This is a genomic window from Kitasatospora sp. NPDC050543 (assembly GCF_044457565.1).
Classification (GTDB): domain Bacteria; phylum Actinomycetota; class Actinomycetes; order Streptomycetales; family Streptomycetaceae; genus Kitasatospora.
The window spans coordinates 1-16,228 of record NZ_JBITGZ010000020.1; the positions used below are offsets into that span (position 1 = coordinate 1).

A 16,228-nucleotide genomic window follows, 5' to 3' on the forward strand; every position below is an offset into this window, starting at 1 on the left:
CGCGACCACCCCGTACGCCGCCCCCTCCCGCAGCGCGTCCCTCTCGCCGGGTGGGGGGAGGGGGTGGGGGAGGGGGTGGGGGGTGGTGGGGAGGTTCGGGTGGGTGGGGTGGGGGGTGGGGTTCGGGTGGGGGGTGGCGTGGGTGGGGAGGTGCGGGTGGGTGGGGAGCGGCGTGCTGGTGTCCGCCGCGCCCTCTTGGGGGCTCGGGGTCAGGTGGGTGTGGTGGGTGGCGAGGGTGAGGAGGGCGGGGCGGTGGGCGACCAGCAGGAGGGTGCGGGTCGGGTCGTCGGCGAGGGTGCGGACGGCGTCGACGATGGCGGCCTCGCTCTCGCCGTCCAGGTTGGCGGTCGGTTCGTCGAGCAGGACGAGAGGGCGGTCGGTGGCGAGGATGGCGCGGGCGAGGGCCAGGCGTTGGCGTTGGCCGGCGGAGAGGCCGGCGCCGCCTTCGCCGAGGGGGGTGGCGGTGCCGTGCGGGAGGCGGTCGACGAAGTCGAGGGCGTGGGCGGCGGCCAGGGCGGCGCGTAGCTGCTCGTCGGTGGCGGTGGGGGCGTTGAGGCGGACGTTGTCGGCGATGGTGCCCGCGAAGAGGTGGGGGTGCTGGGGCACCCAGGCGATCTGGCGGCGCCAACCGGCCGGGTCGAGGTCGGCGAGGTCGTACGTGGTGCCGTCGGGGGTGGTGAGGGTGATGCGGCCCGCGTCCGGGGTGGTGAAGCCGAGCAGGACGGAGAGCAGGGTGGACTTGCCGGCGCCGCTGGGGCCTGTGAGTGCGGTGGTGCTGCCGGGGCCGAGGGTGACGTCGGTGCGGTGCAGGGCGGGCAGGGTGCGGCCCGGGTGGGTGACGGTGAGGGCGGTGGCGGTGATGGTGGCGCCGGCGAGGGCGGGGGCCTCGGTGGTGCCGGCGGCGGGCAGCGGGGTCTCCAGCACCTCGAAGATCTGGTCGGCGGCGGTGAGGCCCTCGACGCTGGAGTGGTAGAGCGCGCCGACCTGGCGGATCGGGAGGTAGACCTCGGGGGCCAGGATCAGGACGAGCAGGCCGGTTTCGAGGTCGAGGGTGCCGTCCACCAGCCGGAAGCCGATGGAGACGGCGGCCAGGGCGACGGAGAGGGTGGAGAGGAGTTCGAGGGCGAAGGAGGAGATGAACGCGATCCGCAGGGTGCGCAGCGTGGCGCGGCGGTAGTCGGCGGTGATCCGGGCGATCGTCTCGGCCTGGGCCTTGGCGCGGTTGAAGACCTTGAGGGTGGGCAGTCCGGCGACGACGTCCAGGAAGTGGTGGGAGAGCCGGGCCAGGCTCTGCCACTGACGGTCCATCCGGGACTGGGTCGCCAGGCCGATCAGCACCATGAAGAGCGGGATGAGCGGGAGCGTGCAGGCGATGATCGCGGCTGATTCCCAGTCGGCTCCGACGATCCGCAGCAGCACGATGACGGGCACCACGACGGCGAGCGCCAGCTGGGGCAGGTAGCGGGCGAAGTAGTCGTCGAGGGCGTCGATGCCCCGGGTGGCGAGGGTGGTGAGTTCGCCGGTGCGGCGCCCGGCCAGGTAGGCCGGGCCGAGCGCGGTGGCGTGCTCCAGCAGGCGGCGGCGCAGGGTGGACTTGACCCTGGCCACCGAGCGGTGGGCGGTGAGTTCGGTGAGCCAGGCGGTCAGGGCCCGGCCGACGGCGGTGGCGGCCAGCAGGAGGAGCGGGGTGGTGAGGTCGGCGAGGCTCGCGTGCTGCTGGAAGGCCCGGACGACGAGCTCGGCGATCAGGCTCGCCTGGGCGACCACCAGGGCCGCGCCCACCGCGCCGAGGGCGACCGATCCGGCGAGGAAGGCGCGGGTCGTCCTGGCGTGAGCGAGCAGTCTGGGGTCCACGGGCTTCATGGCGTCACGGCTTCTCGAGCGCGGCGGCCGGGTCGTGGCCGGGGATGTGCTGGACGCCGATCCGCTTGCGGAACACCCAGTACGTCCAGGCCTGGTAGAGCAGCACGATCGGGGTGAAGACCGCGGCGACGATCGTCATCAGCTTGAGGGTGTAGGGCGAGGACGAGGCGTTGGAGACGGTCAGGCTCCACTGCGGGTCCAGGGTGGAGGGCATCACGTCCGGGAACAGCGAGAGGAAGAGCATCGCCACGGCGGCGACGACGGTGATCCCGGAGAGCAGGAACGCCCAGCCCTCGCGGCCCATTTGGTTGGCGACCAGGGCGCCGGCCAGGGCGAGTACGGCCACCGCGGTGGCGGCCAGGCTCCAGCCGTTGCCGCGGTCGGCCTGGGTCCAGGCCAGGAAGACCACCGCCAGGACGGCGGCGGCCAGGCCCAGCCGCAGCGCCAGGGCGCGGGCCCGGTCACGGATGTCGCCGACGGTCTTGAGCGCGGCGAAGACGGCGCCGTGGAAGGTGAAGAGGGTGAGGGTGACCAGCCCGCCGAGGATCGCGTACGGGTTGAGCAGGTCCCCGACGGTGCCGACGTAGTTCTTCTCCCGGTCGATGTCGACGCCGTGCACGATGTTGGCGAAGGCCACGCCCCAGAGGAACGCCGGCAGCAGTGACGTCCAGAAGATCGCGTGCTCCCAGTTCCGCTGCCAGCGCTCCTCGGGCCGCTTGTGCCGGTACTCGAAGGCCACGCCGCGCACGATCAGGCAGACCAGGATGAGGAGCAGGGGCAAGTAGAAGCCGCTGAACAGGGTCGCGTACCAGTCGGGGAATGCCGCGAAGGTGGCGCCGCCGGCGGTGAGCAGCCAGACCTCGTTGCCGTCCCAGACCGGCCCGATGGTGTTGATCAGGACGCGCCGCTCGGCGGTGCCGCGGGCGAGCAGCTTGGTGAGGACGCCGATACCGAAGTCGAAGCCCTCCAGGAAGAAGTAGCCGATCCACAGGACCGCGATGAGGACGAACCAGACGTCGTGGAGTTGCATGCTCGGTGTCCTGTCCTCAGTAGGCGAAGGCGAGGGGCTTGTCGGCGTCCTCGTCCGAGGACGGCCCGCGCAGGGTCGGGTCCTTCGCCGGCGGCTGCTCGGCGGTGTCCGGGCCGGCCTTGGCGTACTTGACCAGCAGCTTCACCTCGATGACAGCGAGGATCGCGTACAGCAGGGTGAAGGTGGAGAGCGCGATCACCTGGGTGGTGACGCTGACGGTCGGCGAGACGGCGTCGGCGGTGGTCATCAGCCCGAACACGGCCCAGGGCTGACGGCCCATCTCGGTGAAGATCCAGCCGAAGCTGTTGGCGACCAGCGGGAAGCCCATGGTGAGGATGCCGATCCGCCAGCTCCACTTGGTGAGCAGCGGGCCGAGTTCCCTGGTGGGCGTCACCATCAGCCGGGGGATCTCGTCCTCGCCGGTGCGGTACTCCGGGGCGAGGAATCTTCTCTTGCGGGTGGTCCAGAGGCCGATCAGACCGGCCACGAAGGACGTCATCCCGAAGCCGATCATGAGGCGGAAGCCCCAGTACGTCACGAAGATGTTCGGAATGTAGTCCGTGGGCCTGCCGCCGTACCTGGCGGCCTCGACGGCGGCGGTGTCGTTGATGCCGGGCACCGGGGAGCTGAAGTTGCTGTTCGCCAGGAAGGACAGCGCGGCGGGCACCTCCAGCTCGACCGAGTTGTGGCCCGCGTTGACGTTGCCGACGGCGAATATGGAGAACGGGGCCGGGTTCTGGGTGTCCCAGAGGGCTTCGGCGGCGGCCATCTTCATCGGCTGCTGGCGGAACATGACCTTGGCGAGTTCGTCGCCGCTGAGCGCCGTGCCGAGGCCGAAGATCACGGCCAGTACGAGGCCGAGGCGCAGCGAGGTGCGCATGACGGCGGTCTTCTCGGGGTCGGCGCTCTCGGGGCGGCGCTTGCTCTTCCAGAGGTGGAAGGAGGAGATGCCGACCACGAACGCCGCGCCGGTGAGGAAGGCGGCGGTGAGGGTGTGCGCGACCACCACCAGGGTGGTGTCCTGGAACAGCACCGCGCCGATGTCGGTGAGCCGGGCCTTGCCGGTCGCCGGGTCGACGGCGTAGCCGACCGGGTGCTGCATCCAGGAGTTCGCGGCGAGGATGAAGTACGCGGAGAGCACCGTGCCGATGGCGACCATCCAGATGCAGGCGCAGTGGATCTTCTTGGGCAGCTTGTCCCAGCCGAAGATCCAGAGCCCGATGAAGGTCGACTCGAAGAAGAAGGCGATCAGCGCCTCCATCGCCAGCGGCGCCCCGAAGACGTCACCGACGAAGCGGGAGTAGTCGGACCAGTTCATGCCGAACTGGAACTCCTGCACGATGCCGGTGACCACGCCCATCGCGATGTTGATCAGGAAGAGCTTGCCCCAGAACTTGGTGGCGTGGAAGTACTTCTGCTTCCCGGTGCGCACCCAGGCGGTCTCCAGGCCCGCGACGATGGCGGCGAGGCTGATCGTCAGCGGCACGAAGAGGAAGTGGTAGACGGTGGTGATACCGAATTGCCATCTCGCGATGGTCTCGTGAGCGACTGCCAGTTCCACTGCGCCCTCTCTTCGGCCAGGGGTTGTTGCCAGGACTTCGTCGTTACCAGGACATAGCGGGTGAACCTCACGTATAGCCGTACAGCGATACGTAGCCACGCAAGCTTGTCCGCTTGTGAACGTGAACACGTTCACAAGCTCAGTATCCAACATACTTACGAAGACTCGAACGGCGGGGGTGGGTTTTGAGCCAGATCGGCCCGGCGCGGGTGATCGGGCGGGTGTTCGGCGCATGATCGGGCGGGTGATCGGGCGGGGCGCGCTCAGGTTCGCCGGCGCCGACCCGCTCTCGGGGCCAGTGTGCGCACCGGGGTGCACCGGCCACAACCGGCACCCGGGCGGGCGGCGGCCCGCTCTTGGACGATCAGGCGCTTGACGCCCGCCCCGGCGCCGGGCTACGCCGAGTCGATCACGCACCAGAGGCCGGTACGCGTCGAGTGCCCGTACCGGTCGGCGATGGCGAGCACGGGAAGGGCCGCCACCTGGTCGTCGGGGTCGGGAGGGGTAGCCGTGTCGACCCGGTAGCCGGTGCCGGTGCGCCGCAGCCTCGGATCGGTACGGGCGGCTGCGGACAGCAGCAGGCTCACGGCGTACGCCCGCACGAGTGCCGGCCGGGCCAGGCCTGTGTCGACCCGTTCCGGCGCTCTCGAACAGCCTCGGCTAGCGCGGCTCGCCCGTGATCGCGGGGCCGATCACGAAGCCCTTCGCGGGGCCCTCGAGGATAATGGCTTCCTCGCCGTACGGGGTGCGGACCGAGCAGGCGTAGCTGCCGCGCTCGGAGTCGGGGCCGGTGAGAACGGTCACCGAGCCCCCGCCGTCGTAGTCGTCGATGATCACGTACACCGGGATGCCCGCCGTGGCGTACGCGCGGTGCTTCCGGACGAGGTCACGCTTGCGGCTCTCGCTGCCGGGCGAGACGGTCTCGGCGACCAGGGCCACGCCGGAGGCGAGTACACCCAGGCCATCGGGGTGCTCGATCTCGCTCAGGTCATCCGGTGCGACAAAGACGTCCGGGATCAGGACCTTGAGGCCGTGAATGACGTTGCCGTCGTTCGCGGGGCCGAAACCGCTGCCGCGAAGGTGCTCGTGGAGGGCGCGGTAAAGACACCTGTTGACGGTGAGATGGCGGCTCCCGCCGGTGGGTGACATCTCGATGGCCCCCTCAATGATCTCCGCCCGAAAGCCCTCCGGGACGTCCATCTCCCTCCATACCTGCCACAGGGCCTGGTCCAGGTCCACGACGGTCTCCTCGGCTGCGAGCGCGATCATTGAGACACCTCTCATCCCGTCCAGTGTGGGCAGCCGGCTCGGTGTGACACAAGCCGTGGCCATGTCGCACACGATCGTCGGGGCGGGGTGGAGGAACGGGCTGCGCCTCACCCCATCGGGTGATCAGCGCTGGTGCGGGAGCTCGACGCGGAAGACGGCGCCGGTGCCCGGGGTGGTGTGAAGGGTGAGGGTGCCGGCGTGGGCGCGGGTGAGGGCGGTGGCGATGGCCAGGCCCAGGCCCGCGCCGCCGCCGTCGTGCCGGCTCCGGGAGGCGTCGACGCGGTAGAAGCGGTCGAACACCCGCAGCGCCTGTTCCTCGGTCAGGCCCGGGCCGGAGTCGGCGACCTCCAGCAGGCAGGTGCCGTCCGGGGCGGTGCCGACGCCGATCCGTACGGGCGTGCCCGGCGGGGTGTGCTTGACGGCGTTGCCGACCAGATTGGTCACCACCTGACGCAGCCGGGCCTCGTCGCCGAGGACGGGCGCCGCACCTGGCGAGCCCGTGCCGTCCGGCCCGGTCAGCGCGACCGGACGGGACGGGTCGAGGGCGGTCAGGTCGTGCAGGGCGTCGGCGGCCAGGGTGCGCAGGTCCATCGGGGCGAGGTCGAGCGGGCGTTCCTCGTCCAGCCGGGCCAGCACCAGCAGATCCTCGACCAGGGTGCCCATCCGGACGGCCTCGCTCTCGATCCGGGTCATGGTGCGGCGGACGTCCGCGTCGGTGGGCAGCGCCCCCATCCGGTACAGCTCGGCGAAGCCCCGGATGCCGGCCAGCGGTGTGCGCAGCTCGTGCGAGGCATCGGCGACGAAGCGGCGCATCCGGGCCTCGGACTCGGCGCGGGCGGCGAAGGCGGACTCGATCTGGCTGAGCATCCCGTTGAGTGCGGCGGAGAGCCGGCCGACCTCGGTGCGCGGGGCGAGTTCGGGCATCCGGTGCGAGAGCTCGCCGGAGGCGATGAGCTCGGCGCCCTGCTCGATCCGGCGCAGCGGGCGCAGTCCGGCCCGCACGGCGAAGAAGCCGAGGGCGGCGATCAGCACCAGGACGGCTCCGCCGATGGCGAGGAAGGCGGTACGGAGTCTGCCGATGGTGGCGTCGATGTCCTCGCGGGAGACGGCGACCATCAGGTAGGAGGGCCCTCCCTGCGTGGCCGGCTGAGCTGCGCCGGCGAGGCCTTCGAGCGGCAGCACCACGGCCCGCCAGCGGCCCCGGCCGCGCTCGTCCGGCAGGTCGAAGGCCCGGGCCGGGTCGGCGGCGGCGCGGCTCAGGTCCGCCGGCCTGGGCGCGGGGTCGCTCGCGGCCATCGGCTGGCGCAGCACCTGCTGGACACGGCCGTCGGCGGCCAGGAACTGCACCACGAACTGGCTGGGAAGGGCGGCGAGGAAGGGAGCGGGCCGCTTGCCGTCCGGCCCCGGGAAGCGGTTGTCGCCGGGCAGCTGGGGCCGGTTCTCGCCGCCGGTCTGCCGGGCCGCGGCGCGCTGCGCGAACTGCTGGGCGAAGCGTTGCAGCTGCTGGTCCTGGCGCTCCACCAGCTGCATCCGGACGGTACCGAGCACGACGGTGTCGCTGACCGCCAGACCGGTGGTGACGAGCAGCAGGGCGAGGATCAGCAGGCGGGCGCGCAGGGAGAGCCGGGTCATCGGGGCGGGGCGGGTCAGCTCTGCGGCGGCCGGCGCAGCGCGTAGCCGATGCCGCGCACGGTGTGGATCAGCTTGGGCCCGTGTGCGGGGCCGGAGTCGAGCTTGCGGCGCAGGTAGGAGATGTACGACTCGACGATGGAGAGGTCGCCGCCGAAGTCGTACGCCCAGACATGGTCGAGGATCTGCGCCTTGGAGACCACCCGGCCGACGTTGGCCATCAGGTAGTGCAGCAGCTTGAACTCGGTCGGCGAGAGCGAGACGGGGGTGTCGCCACGGGTGACCTCGTGGGCCAGCGGGTCGAGGGTGAGGTCGGCGACGACCAGCCGGCCGTCCTCGGCGGGCCCGCCCGCCCGGCGCAGGATGGCGCGGATGCGGGCGATCAGCTCCTCCAGGCTGAAGGGCTTGGTGACGTAGTCGTCGGCGCCGGCGGCCAGGCCCTGGACCTTGTCCCCGATGCCGTCCTTGGCGGTCAGGAACAGGACGGGCAGGTGCTCGCCGGTGTGTGCGGGCCCGGCGATCTCGCCCCGCCGGGTCTGCTCGCGCAGCCGCTCGACGACGGTGAAGCCGTCGAGGTCGGGCAGCATCACGTCGAGGACGACCAGGTCGGGGCGCTCGGCGGCGATGGCGGCCAGGGCCTCGGTGCCGGTCGCGGCGGAGGCGACCCGGAAGCCCGAGAAGCGCAGCGAGGCGGCGAGCAGCTCGCGTATGTTGGGTTCGTCGTCGACGACCAGCAGGAACGCCTCGCCCGTGGCGGCCGCGGCTGTGGCCGCCGGTGTGATCGCAGTCCCTGGCACGTGGTTCGCCTCCCGGTCGGACGATGGCATCCGGTCGATGGCATCCCTCGGACGATAGCCCTGGGAGGCTACGCCCGAACGATGAATGTTGGCTTAACCCCCGAGGACGAATGTTACGGCCATGACAGGCATGCCGGCGCGCCCCGAGCAGAACGCCCGGAGGCGAGCGGGCGCCCCAAAGAAGGCACCCCGGGCCTAAGGGGCGCGCCGGTGCCGAAAGGGAGAAGCGAGGAAGCGAGCGAAGCGAACGCGGGAGCGCCGACCGTCGGCACCGGACGTGAGCGCCCAGGAGGCGAGCGGGCGCCCCAAAGAAGGCACCCCGGGCCTAAGGGGCGCGCCGGTGCCGAAAGGGAGAAGCGAGGAAGCGAGCGAAGCGAACGCGGGAGCGCCGACCGTCGGCACCGGACGTGAGCGCCCCGGAGGCGAGCGGGCGCCCCAACGAGAGAGGGCGCCCGGGGCTGCGGGGTCAGCCGCCGGACGGGTTCCTGGCGCCCGTGGGGCCGCCCGCGGCGCCCTCGACGAGCTGGGTGGCCGCGTAACCGCCGGAGGCGTCCGGGGTCCCGACGACGGTGACGCTCTGGCCGGGCAGCAGGTCGGCGACCTTGCCCTCCTTGTTGAGCTGGACCTTGGTGGAGTCGCCGGTGGTGACCTTGATGGTCTTGCCGGCGGCGTCGGTGAGGTAGACGGTGGTGCCGTCGACGGCCTTGACGGTGCCCCGGGCGAAGCCGCCCGAGCCCTGGCCGCCGCCGTTCTGACCGGCGCCCTGCCCGCCCTGCTGCCCGCCGCGGCGGTTGCCGCCCGCGCCCTGGCCTCCGCCGAAGCCGCCGCCCCCCTGCCCGGCCGCGGCGCTCGGGCCCGCCCCGGCTGCGCGCTGCTGACCGCCGCCCGCGGCGAGCCCCTTCCCGCCGCCGTGGTTCTGCTGGTACCAGGCGCCGCCGCTGAAGGCCGTGACGGCGATCACCCCGCCCGCCAGGGCCAGCGTCAGCCAGGGCAGCCGGCGGCGCGGGGGCGCGGCCAGCTCGGCGGCGATGTCGCGGGCGTCCGGGGCGGTGGAGAGCAGCTCGACCTGCGCGGCAGGGCTGTCGTCGGCCGTCCGCGCAAGGGCGTGCTTGTCGGTGTTCACGATGGTCACGACTCCTGGATCACTCGTGCCGGAGGGCATCGATGGGGCGCAGCGAGGCGGCGCGGTTGGCGGGGTAGCTGCCGAAGAACAGCCCGATGGCCACCGCGATGGCGAAGGCCGCGGCCACGGACTGCGGGATCACCACCGGCTTGATGCCGACGATGCTGAACTGCGAGCCCGCCAGGCCGGCCAGGACGCCGAGCCCGGCGCCGAGGACCGACAGCAGGGTGGACTCGGTGAGGAACTGCCCGAGGATCACGCCCCTGGGCGCGCCGAGCGCCTTGCGGATGCCGATCTCCCTGGTCCGCTCGGTGACGGTGACCAGCATGATGTTGGTGATGCCGATTCCGCCGACCAGCAGGGAGATCGCGGCCACCGCGCCGAGCAGCACGGTGAACGTCCTGGTGGTGCTCTCCCGGGCGGTCAGCAGCGAGGTCTGGTTGCTGATCCGGAAGTCCGGCCTGCTCGGGTCGCCGATGGCGTGGGTGCCCATCAGGACCTGGGTGATCTCGGACTGCGCGGCGTCGGTGGTCTCGGCCGACTTCGCCTGCACCAGGATCTGGTTGACGGAGCCGAAGCCGGTGAAGGCGTTCTGCACGGTCGGCAGCGGCGCGATCACCACGTCGTCGGGGTCGTTGAAGCCGCTGCCGCCCTTGGTCCGCAGGACGCCGACCACGGTGAACGGCGTGCCGCCGATGGTGATCGGCCGGCCGACCGGGTCCTCGCCGGCGAACAGCTGCTTGGCGGTGGTCGAGCCGAGCACCGCCACCTTGCGGGAGTTCAGCACGTCGTCGTTGCTGAAGTAGTCGCCGTGCTCGATCCGCTGGTTGGCGGTCTCGAAGTACGCCGGGTAGGTGCCGACGATCGAGCCCGGGCTGTACGAGACGTCCCCGTTGAGGGCCGTCCCGGTGGTGGTGACCACGGGTGCGACGGACTTGATGTCCGGCGCGGTGGTGCTGCTCGCCAGGGCCTTGGCGTCCTCCACCGTGAGCTTCTTCGGGGTGGCCACGCCGCGGGCCCCGCCGGAGGCCGAACCGGAGCTGACCGTCAGGGAGTTGGTGCCCAGCGCGGTGATGGACGCCTTCACCGCGACCGAGGAGCCGTTGCCGACGGCGAGCAGCAGGATCACCGCGGCGACGCCGATCAGCACGCCGAGCATGGTGAGCGCGGAGCGCACCTTGTTGGCCGCCAGGCCGCCGAGGGCGAAACGGAGCATCTGCCAGAGGATCACGCGCCCACCCCCGCAGCGAGCGCGGGCGGCGGTCCGGCCACGGGGGCCTGCCTGACGTCGGAGACGATCGCACCGTCGAGCAATCGCACCACCCGCTTGGCGTGCCGGGCGACCTCGTCCTCGTGGGTGATCAGGACGACCGTACGGCCGACCGCGTTGAGGCCGTCGATGATGGCCAGCACCTCCTCGGTGGAGCGGCTGTCCAGGTTTCCGGTCGGCTCGTCGGCGAGCAGCATCGCGGGCGCGGTGACCAGCGCACGGGCGACCGCGACCCGCTGCTGCTGGCCCCCGGAGAGCTGGTTGGGCTTGTGCCCGGCGCGCTCGCCGAGGCCCACCAGGGAGAGCGCCGCGAGGGCGCGCCGGCGGCGTTCGGCGGCCCGGACGCCGGCGTAGGCGAGCGGGAGCTCGACCTGGGCGAGGGCGGTGGTGCGGGGCACCAGGTTGAAGGACTGGAAGATGAAGCCGATCCTGCGGTTGCGCACCAGGGAGAGCTGCTGCTCGTCCAGGTGGCCGACGTCGGTGCCGTCCAGCAGGTAGCGGCCGGTGCTGGGGACGTCCAGGCAGCCGAGGATGTTCATCAGGGTGGACTTGCCGGAGCCCGAACTGCCCATCACCGCGACGAAGTCGCCCTCCTCGATGTCGAGCGTGACGCCGAGCGGCGCGCCGGTCGCCGGGTCCTGCGGGCCGCGCAGCGCGTGCACGGTGGCGTCGCCGTGGCCGTAGGACTTGGTCACCCGGCGGATCTGGATCACGGGCGGCCGGCCGGCGGCCCGGTGGGGTACGAGTGCCATCAGCGGTTGCCGCCCCTGCCGCCGCCGGACTGCCCGCCCCTGGCGCCGCCCTGGCCGATGCCGCCCGCCTGGCCGCCGGCGCCGCCCAGGCCGGGGAAGGCTCCGTTCGGGAAGCCGTTGCCGGTGCCGCTGGTGGTGGACACCAGCTCGACCCGGTCGCCGTCGTCCAGCCCGGAAACCACCTGGACGGTGAAGTCACCCTCGACGCCGACGGTGACCGCGACCCGCTCGGTGGTGCCGTCCGCCCTGACCCGGGTGGCGGTCCGGCTGCTGCCGGTGCCGGCCAGCGCGGCGGCGGGCACCGAGAGCGCGCCGTCCGCCTCGCCGGTGATCACCGAGACGGTGGCGCTGAGGCCGGTGCGCAGCTTGCCGGTGTCGCCGCTGATCTGGAGCGTCGCTCCGTACTGCACGGCGCCGCCGGACCCGCTGCTGGGCAGCGAACTGACCGACAGCACGGTGGCGTTGAGCTTGGTGTCGGACTGCGCGTTGAGCGTGACGGTGGCCGCCTCGCCCTTCTTGAGCTTGAGCGAGTCCAGTTCGGAGAACGAGGCGGTGACCTGCATCCCGGTGGGGTTGGTCAGCACGATGAAGCCGGCCGGCGTGGCCGTGCCGCCCGTTCCGGTGGAGGACCCGGCGCTGCCCGCGCCGCCGGCGGACTTGCCGCCGGCGGAGGTGGCGGAGCCGGTGGTGGAGCCGCCCGCGACGTTGTCGCCGACCCGGCCGGTGACCGAGGCCACCGTTCCGTCGACGGACGCGGTGAGGGTGGTGCCGGCCATCGCGGTCTGCGCGTTGGTGAGGTTGGTCTGCGCGGTGTCCACCTGGGCCTGGGCCTGGGCGACCGCGGCGTCGTCCACCTTGGTGGTGGTGATGGTGGTGGTCTGCGGCACGGGGACGGCCGCCGGGGACTCGGTGCCGCCGTGCTCCGCGCCGCCGCCGGACGGGCCGGGGGACCCGCCCGCGGCCTTGGCCGCCGGGGTGCCGGCGACCGGCACGGTGGTCGAGGTGGTGACACCCGCCTGCGCCTTGGTCAGGTTGGCCCTGGCCGCGGTGAGCGCCGACTGGGCGGCGGCCACCTGCTGCTGCGGCGCGGTGGTGTCCACGGTCGCCAGCACCTGGCCCTTGGTCACCGTGTCGCCGACCGCGACCTTGACCGCGGTGAGCCGGCCGCCGGTGGTGAAATCCTGCGCGGCGTCGGTGGGCGAGGCCAGGGTGCCGGTTCCGGACACCGTGGCCAGGACGGTACCCCTGGCCACGGTGGCGGTACGGATCTGCGCCTTGCCGGCCGCCGCACTGGTACCGCTGCCGAGAGTGGTGTAGGCCAGGGCGGCGCCGGCCAGCAGGGCCGCACCCAGCACGGAGTTGACGAGGACGGCACGGCGCCGTCGCGGGAGGACCTTCATGGGGGCAAGCCTGGCCGGACGCTCTTGCGGAGCGCTGGGCACGGGCTGGGAGCCGGCTGGCGCCGTATATCAGGGCAGATCGGCACAGAACTACCGGCCTTCGGCCTCGGCCTGCCCATTCGGAGGTCAGCCCTTGGCCGAACTCCCAGCCACCTCCCAGCCGGCCTCAGCCATCCGGGAGGATCCGTCCGGCACTCGCGCCGGGCCGGCCGGCTCCGCCGCACCCACCGGGCCTGCGAGGTCGCGCGCACCCATCGGGCCGGCGGCGGCCAGCAGCCGCAGCGCGGCCTCGGCGGCGGACCCGGGCTCGGCGCTGTAGAGGAGCATCCGCTGGCCGGCCTCCTCCGGCAGCGGCAGCGCCTCGTAGGCCAGGTCCATCGTGCCGACCACCGGGTGGTGCAGGTACTTGGTGCCGTACAGGCAGTCGTGCACCGGGTGCCGGGACCAGAGCGCGGCGAACTCCGGGCTCTTCATAGACAGTTCGCCGATCAGCGCGGCCAGCCGCCGGTCCTCCTGGTGGCGCCCGGCCGCCAGCCGCAGGAAGGCCACCCTCGCCCGCGCCTCCTCGTCCCAGCGGCGGTGGAGCTCGCGGGTGTGCGGGTCGAGGAAGAACATCCGGTTCAGGTTCGGCCGGTCCGCCGCGCGGTCCGGGCTGTCCACGGCGAGGTGCCCGGCGAGCAGCGCGTGTCCGAGCGCGTTCCAGGCCAGTACGTCGCCGCGGTGCCCGACCACCACCGCGGGTACGTCCCGCATCGCCGTGATCAGCTGCCGCACCCCGGGCCTGACCCGCTCGAAGCGCTCGGCCGGGCGGGCCCTGGCGCGGCCCGGCCGGGCCAGGTTGCGCAGGTGGGCGTGCTCGGGCCCGGTCAGCCGCAGCGCCCGGGCCAGCGCGTCCAGCACCTCGTCCGAGGCGTTGTGGCTCTGCCCCTGTTCGAGGCGGGTGTAGTAGGTGACGCTGACGCCGGCCAGCTGGGCCAGTTCCTCGCGGCGCAGCCCGGGCACCCGCCGGCGGCCGCCGTACGTGAGCAGGCCGACGTCCTCGGGCTGCAGGCGCCCCCGCCGGGTGCGCAGGAACTCGCTCAACTCCGCTGGTTTGTCCATGCCTTCCAGTGAACACCGTCGGCACCCCGCCAGCCTGCCCCTGCCGGTGCTACCCACGGCAGGTGTCTGGGTAGCGGCGGCGGGCCGCCGCAGGCTGCTTCCCGTACCCCACCGACGACGTCCGAGAGGAAGCCCCGCGATGACCAGCCCGGCCACGACCACGTCCCTGCTCGACGACACCCCAGGCCGGAGCCCGGCCGCACCGGCCGCCCTGATGACCGGCCGTCAGCGGCTGGTGCTGGTGGTGCTGCTGGCCGCACAGTTCATGCTGGCCGTCGACTTCTCCATTCTGAACGTCGCGCTGCCGGTGATCGGGCGGGGTCTGGGCTTCTCACTGTCCGGCCTGCAGTGGATCGTCACCGCCTTCGCGCTCTCCGCCGCCGGCTTCACCCTGCTCTTCGGCCGGGTGGCCGACCTGTTCGGGCGGCGCCGGGTCTTCCTTACCGGCCTCGCCGTACTCGGCGTGTCCTCGCTGGTGGGCGGGCTGGCCACGACGCCCGAGCTGCTGCTGGCGGCCCGGGTCGCCCAGGGGCTGGCCACCGCCGCCGTCACCCCGGCCGGGCTGGCGCTGCTGACCACCGCGTTCCCCGAGGGGCCGCTGCGCGAGCGGGCGCTGGGGCTCAACGGCGCGCTGATGTCGGCCGGCTTCACCTCGGGCGCGGTGCTCGGCGGGCTGCTGACCGACCTGCTCAGCTGGCGCTGGGCGTTCTTCGTGAACGTGCCGGTGGCGCTGGCCGTCCTGCTGGTAGCGCCCCGGCTGATCGCCGAGAGCCGGCCCGCCGAACGGCCCCGGCTGGACCTGCCCGGCGCGGCCACCGTCACCGGCGGGCTGCTGGCCCTGGTGTACGGCCTGACGGCGGCGGGTGAGCGCGGCTGGGGCGACCTGCCGGCGCTGGCCGCGCTCGCGGCAGGCGTGCTGCTGCTGGTGGCGTTCTGGTTCGTCGAGCGTTCCAGCGGCTCTCCGCTGGTGCCGGTACGGGTGCTGCGGCGGCGCACGGTGGTCTGGGGGAACCTGGCCGGCCTGCTGGCCTTCGCCACCGAGACCTCGCTGGTGTTCCTGATGACGCTCTACCTCCAGCGGGTGCTGGGCTTCTCCGCGCTGGCCACCGGCCTCGCCTTCGGGGTACTCGGCGCGGGCACGGTGCTGGGCGGGGTGTTCGCGCCCCGGGTGATCGGCCGGCTCGGCACCCGGCGCACCCTGGTCGGCGGCCTGCTGGTGCAGGCCGGGGCGAGTGCCGCGCTGGTCCTGCTCGGCACGGACCGCGGCTGGCTGGCCCTGCTGCTGGTGGCCACCTTCGTCGGCGGGGTGGGCAACATGCTGGCCATCGTGGGCTTCATGGTGACGGCGACCTCCGGTCTGCCGGACGAGGAGCAGGGCCTGGCGACCGGTGTGGCCACCATGACCCAGCAGGTCGGCATCACCCTGGGCACGCCGGTGATGTCCGCCGTCGTCACGGCCGCGGCAGGTGGCGGCGCGGTGCTGGGCGGTGTCGGGCCCGCGGTCCTGGTCAACGCCGCACTGGTCCTGCTCGCCGCGGCGACGTCGGCCGCCTTCCTGCGCGGGCCGGCCGCCTGAGCCGTCGTCAGGGGCCCCGGACCGGGCGGTCCGGGACCCCTTGACGCGCGCGGCACCACCCGGTCATGATTTGTGTGCATACACAACTAGTGCACACGCAAGTACTTGCACGACCCGACGACAGGGAACGGCACAACGATGACCGACCAGCAGCGCAGCTTCCTGTTCCTCCTGGCCAGCAGCCGGGAGGGCGGCAACACCGAGACGCTGGCCCGCCGGGCCGCCGAGCAGCTTCCCCCCGGCACCGAGCAGCGCTGGCTGCGCCTCGACGACCTGCCCCTGCCCGTCTTCCACGACGTGCGCCACGACCACGAGGTCCCCGCTCCGACCGGCAACGAGCGCCTGCTGCTCGACGCCACCCTCGCCGCGACCGACCTGGTCATCGCCTCCCCCCTGTACTGGTACAGCGTCAGCTCCAGCGCGAAGCTCTACCTGGACTACTGGTCGGCCTGGATGCGCCTGCCCGGCGTCGACTTCAGGGCCCGGATGGGCGGCAAGACCTTCTGGTCGGTCACCGCCCTGTCGGAGGACGACCCCGCCGTGGCCGAGCCGCTGATCGACAGCCTCAAGCTCTCCGCCCGGTACCTGAAGGCCAACTGGGGCGGCGCCCTGCTGGGCAACGGCTCCCGCCCCGGCGACGTGCTCAACGATCACGGCGCGCTGGAGGCGGCCGACTCCTTCTTCGCCCCCGCCCTGGTCTGAGCCGCGCGGGCCCCGGCGGCCGGCGGGGCGGCGGTGCGACCCGCGCGGCGGGGGGGGGGGGGGGGGGGCCCGGGGGCGACCCCCACCCCCCCCCCCCCGGGGGGGGGGGGCCCGCGGGGGGGGGGGGGCGGGGGGGCCCCCGGGCCCCGGGACGG

Annotated in this window: 14 protein-coding genes; 2 read left to right on the forward strand and 12 right to left on the reverse strand. The window is 73.0% G+C overall.

Annotation, left to right across the window (positions count from 1 at the left end):
• The 12 genes from cydD to ACIBH3_RS23350 form a co-directional block, all read right to left on the reverse strand.
• Positions 1-1,863, reverse strand: a 1,863-nt coding sequence (gene cydD / locus ACIBH3_RS23295; protein WP_396313977.1) for a thiol reductant ABC exporter subunit CydD, incomplete at its 3' end; no start/stop codon positions are given.
• Positions 1,864-1,867: 4 nt separating this feature from the next.
• Entirely contained in the window at positions 1,868-2,893 is a 1,026-nt protein-coding gene (cydB, locus tag ACIBH3_RS23300; protein WP_396313978.1) for a cytochrome d ubiquinol oxidase subunit II, read from the reverse strand.
• A 16-nt stretch (positions 2,894-2,909) separates the two neighbouring features.
• Positions 2,910-4,454: a cytochrome ubiquinol oxidase subunit I gene (locus ACIBH3_RS23305; RefSeq protein WP_396313979.1), complete on the reverse strand. Its 1,545-nt coding sequence runs from the start codon at positions 4,452-4,454 to the stop codon at positions 2,910-2,912.
• 395 nt (positions 4,455-4,849) lie between these two features.
• Positions 4,850-5,041: a hypothetical protein gene (locus ACIBH3_RS23310; protein ID WP_396313980.1), complete on the reverse strand. Its 192-nt coding sequence runs from the start codon at positions 5,039-5,041 to the stop codon at positions 4,850-4,852.
• Positions 5,042-5,114: 73 nt separating this feature from the next.
• Positions 5,115-5,738, reverse strand: coding sequence for a Uma2 family endonuclease (locus ACIBH3_RS23315; protein ID WP_396313981.1), 624 nt, complete (start codon positions 5,736-5,738; stop codon positions 5,115-5,117).
• Positions 5,739-5,846: 108 nt separating this feature from the next.
• Positions 5,847-7,355, reverse strand: a complete 1,509-nt coding sequence (locus tag ACIBH3_RS23320) for a sensor histidine kinase (protein WP_396313982.1) — start codon at positions 7,353-7,355, stop codon at positions 5,847-5,849.
• 14 nt (positions 7,356-7,369) lie between these two features.
• Positions 7,370-8,149 (reverse strand): response regulator transcription factor, encoded by a 780-nt coding sequence (locus ACIBH3_RS23325; protein ID WP_396313983.1) that lies wholly within the window; start codon positions 8,147-8,149, stop codon positions 7,370-7,372.
• A gap of 466 nt (positions 8,150-8,615) precedes the next feature.
• On the reverse strand, positions 8,616-9,281 hold the full coding sequence (locus ACIBH3_RS23330; protein WP_396313984.1) for a hypothetical protein: 666 nt from the start codon (positions 9,279-9,281) through the stop codon (positions 8,616-8,618).
• A gap of 10 nt (positions 9,282-9,291) precedes the next feature.
• The gene (locus tag ACIBH3_RS23335) at positions 9,292-10,488 is read right to left on the reverse strand and encodes an ABC transporter permease (protein WP_396313985.1); all 1,197 of its coding nucleotides are present in this window, start codon (positions 10,486-10,488) and stop codon (positions 9,292-9,294) included.
• Positions 10,489-10,499: 11 nt separating this feature from the next.
• Positions 10,500-11,294: an ABC transporter ATP-binding protein gene (locus ACIBH3_RS23340; RefSeq protein ID WP_396313986.1), complete on the reverse strand. Its 795-nt coding sequence runs from the start codon at positions 11,292-11,294 to the stop codon at positions 10,500-10,502.
• Positions 11,294-12,694, reverse strand: a complete 1,401-nt coding sequence (locus ACIBH3_RS23345; protein WP_396313987.1) for an efflux RND transporter periplasmic adaptor subunit — start codon at positions 12,692-12,694, stop codon at positions 11,294-11,296. Before ACIBH3_RS23345 ends, ACIBH3_RS23340 begins: the two co-directional genes overlap by 1 nt.
• A gap of 126 nt (positions 12,695-12,820) precedes the next feature.
• Entirely contained in the window at positions 12,821-13,795 is a 975-nt protein-coding gene (locus ACIBH3_RS23350; protein ID WP_396313988.1) for a helix-turn-helix domain-containing protein, read from the reverse strand.
• A 139-nt stretch (positions 13,796-13,934) separates the two neighbouring features.
• Here ACIBH3_RS23350 and ACIBH3_RS23355 point away from each other — a divergent pair, with 139 nt between their 5' ends.
• On the forward strand, positions 13,935-15,371 hold the full coding sequence (locus ACIBH3_RS23355) for an MFS transporter (protein ID WP_396313989.1): 1,437 nt from the start codon (positions 13,935-13,937) through the stop codon (positions 15,369-15,371).
• Between the two features lie 138 nt (positions 15,372-15,509).
• Positions 15,510-16,073 (forward strand): flavodoxin family protein, encoded by a 564-nt coding sequence (locus ACIBH3_RS23360; protein ID WP_396313990.1) that lies wholly within the window; start codon positions 15,510-15,512, stop codon positions 16,071-16,073.
• Positions 16,074-16,228 lie beyond the last annotated feature (155 nt).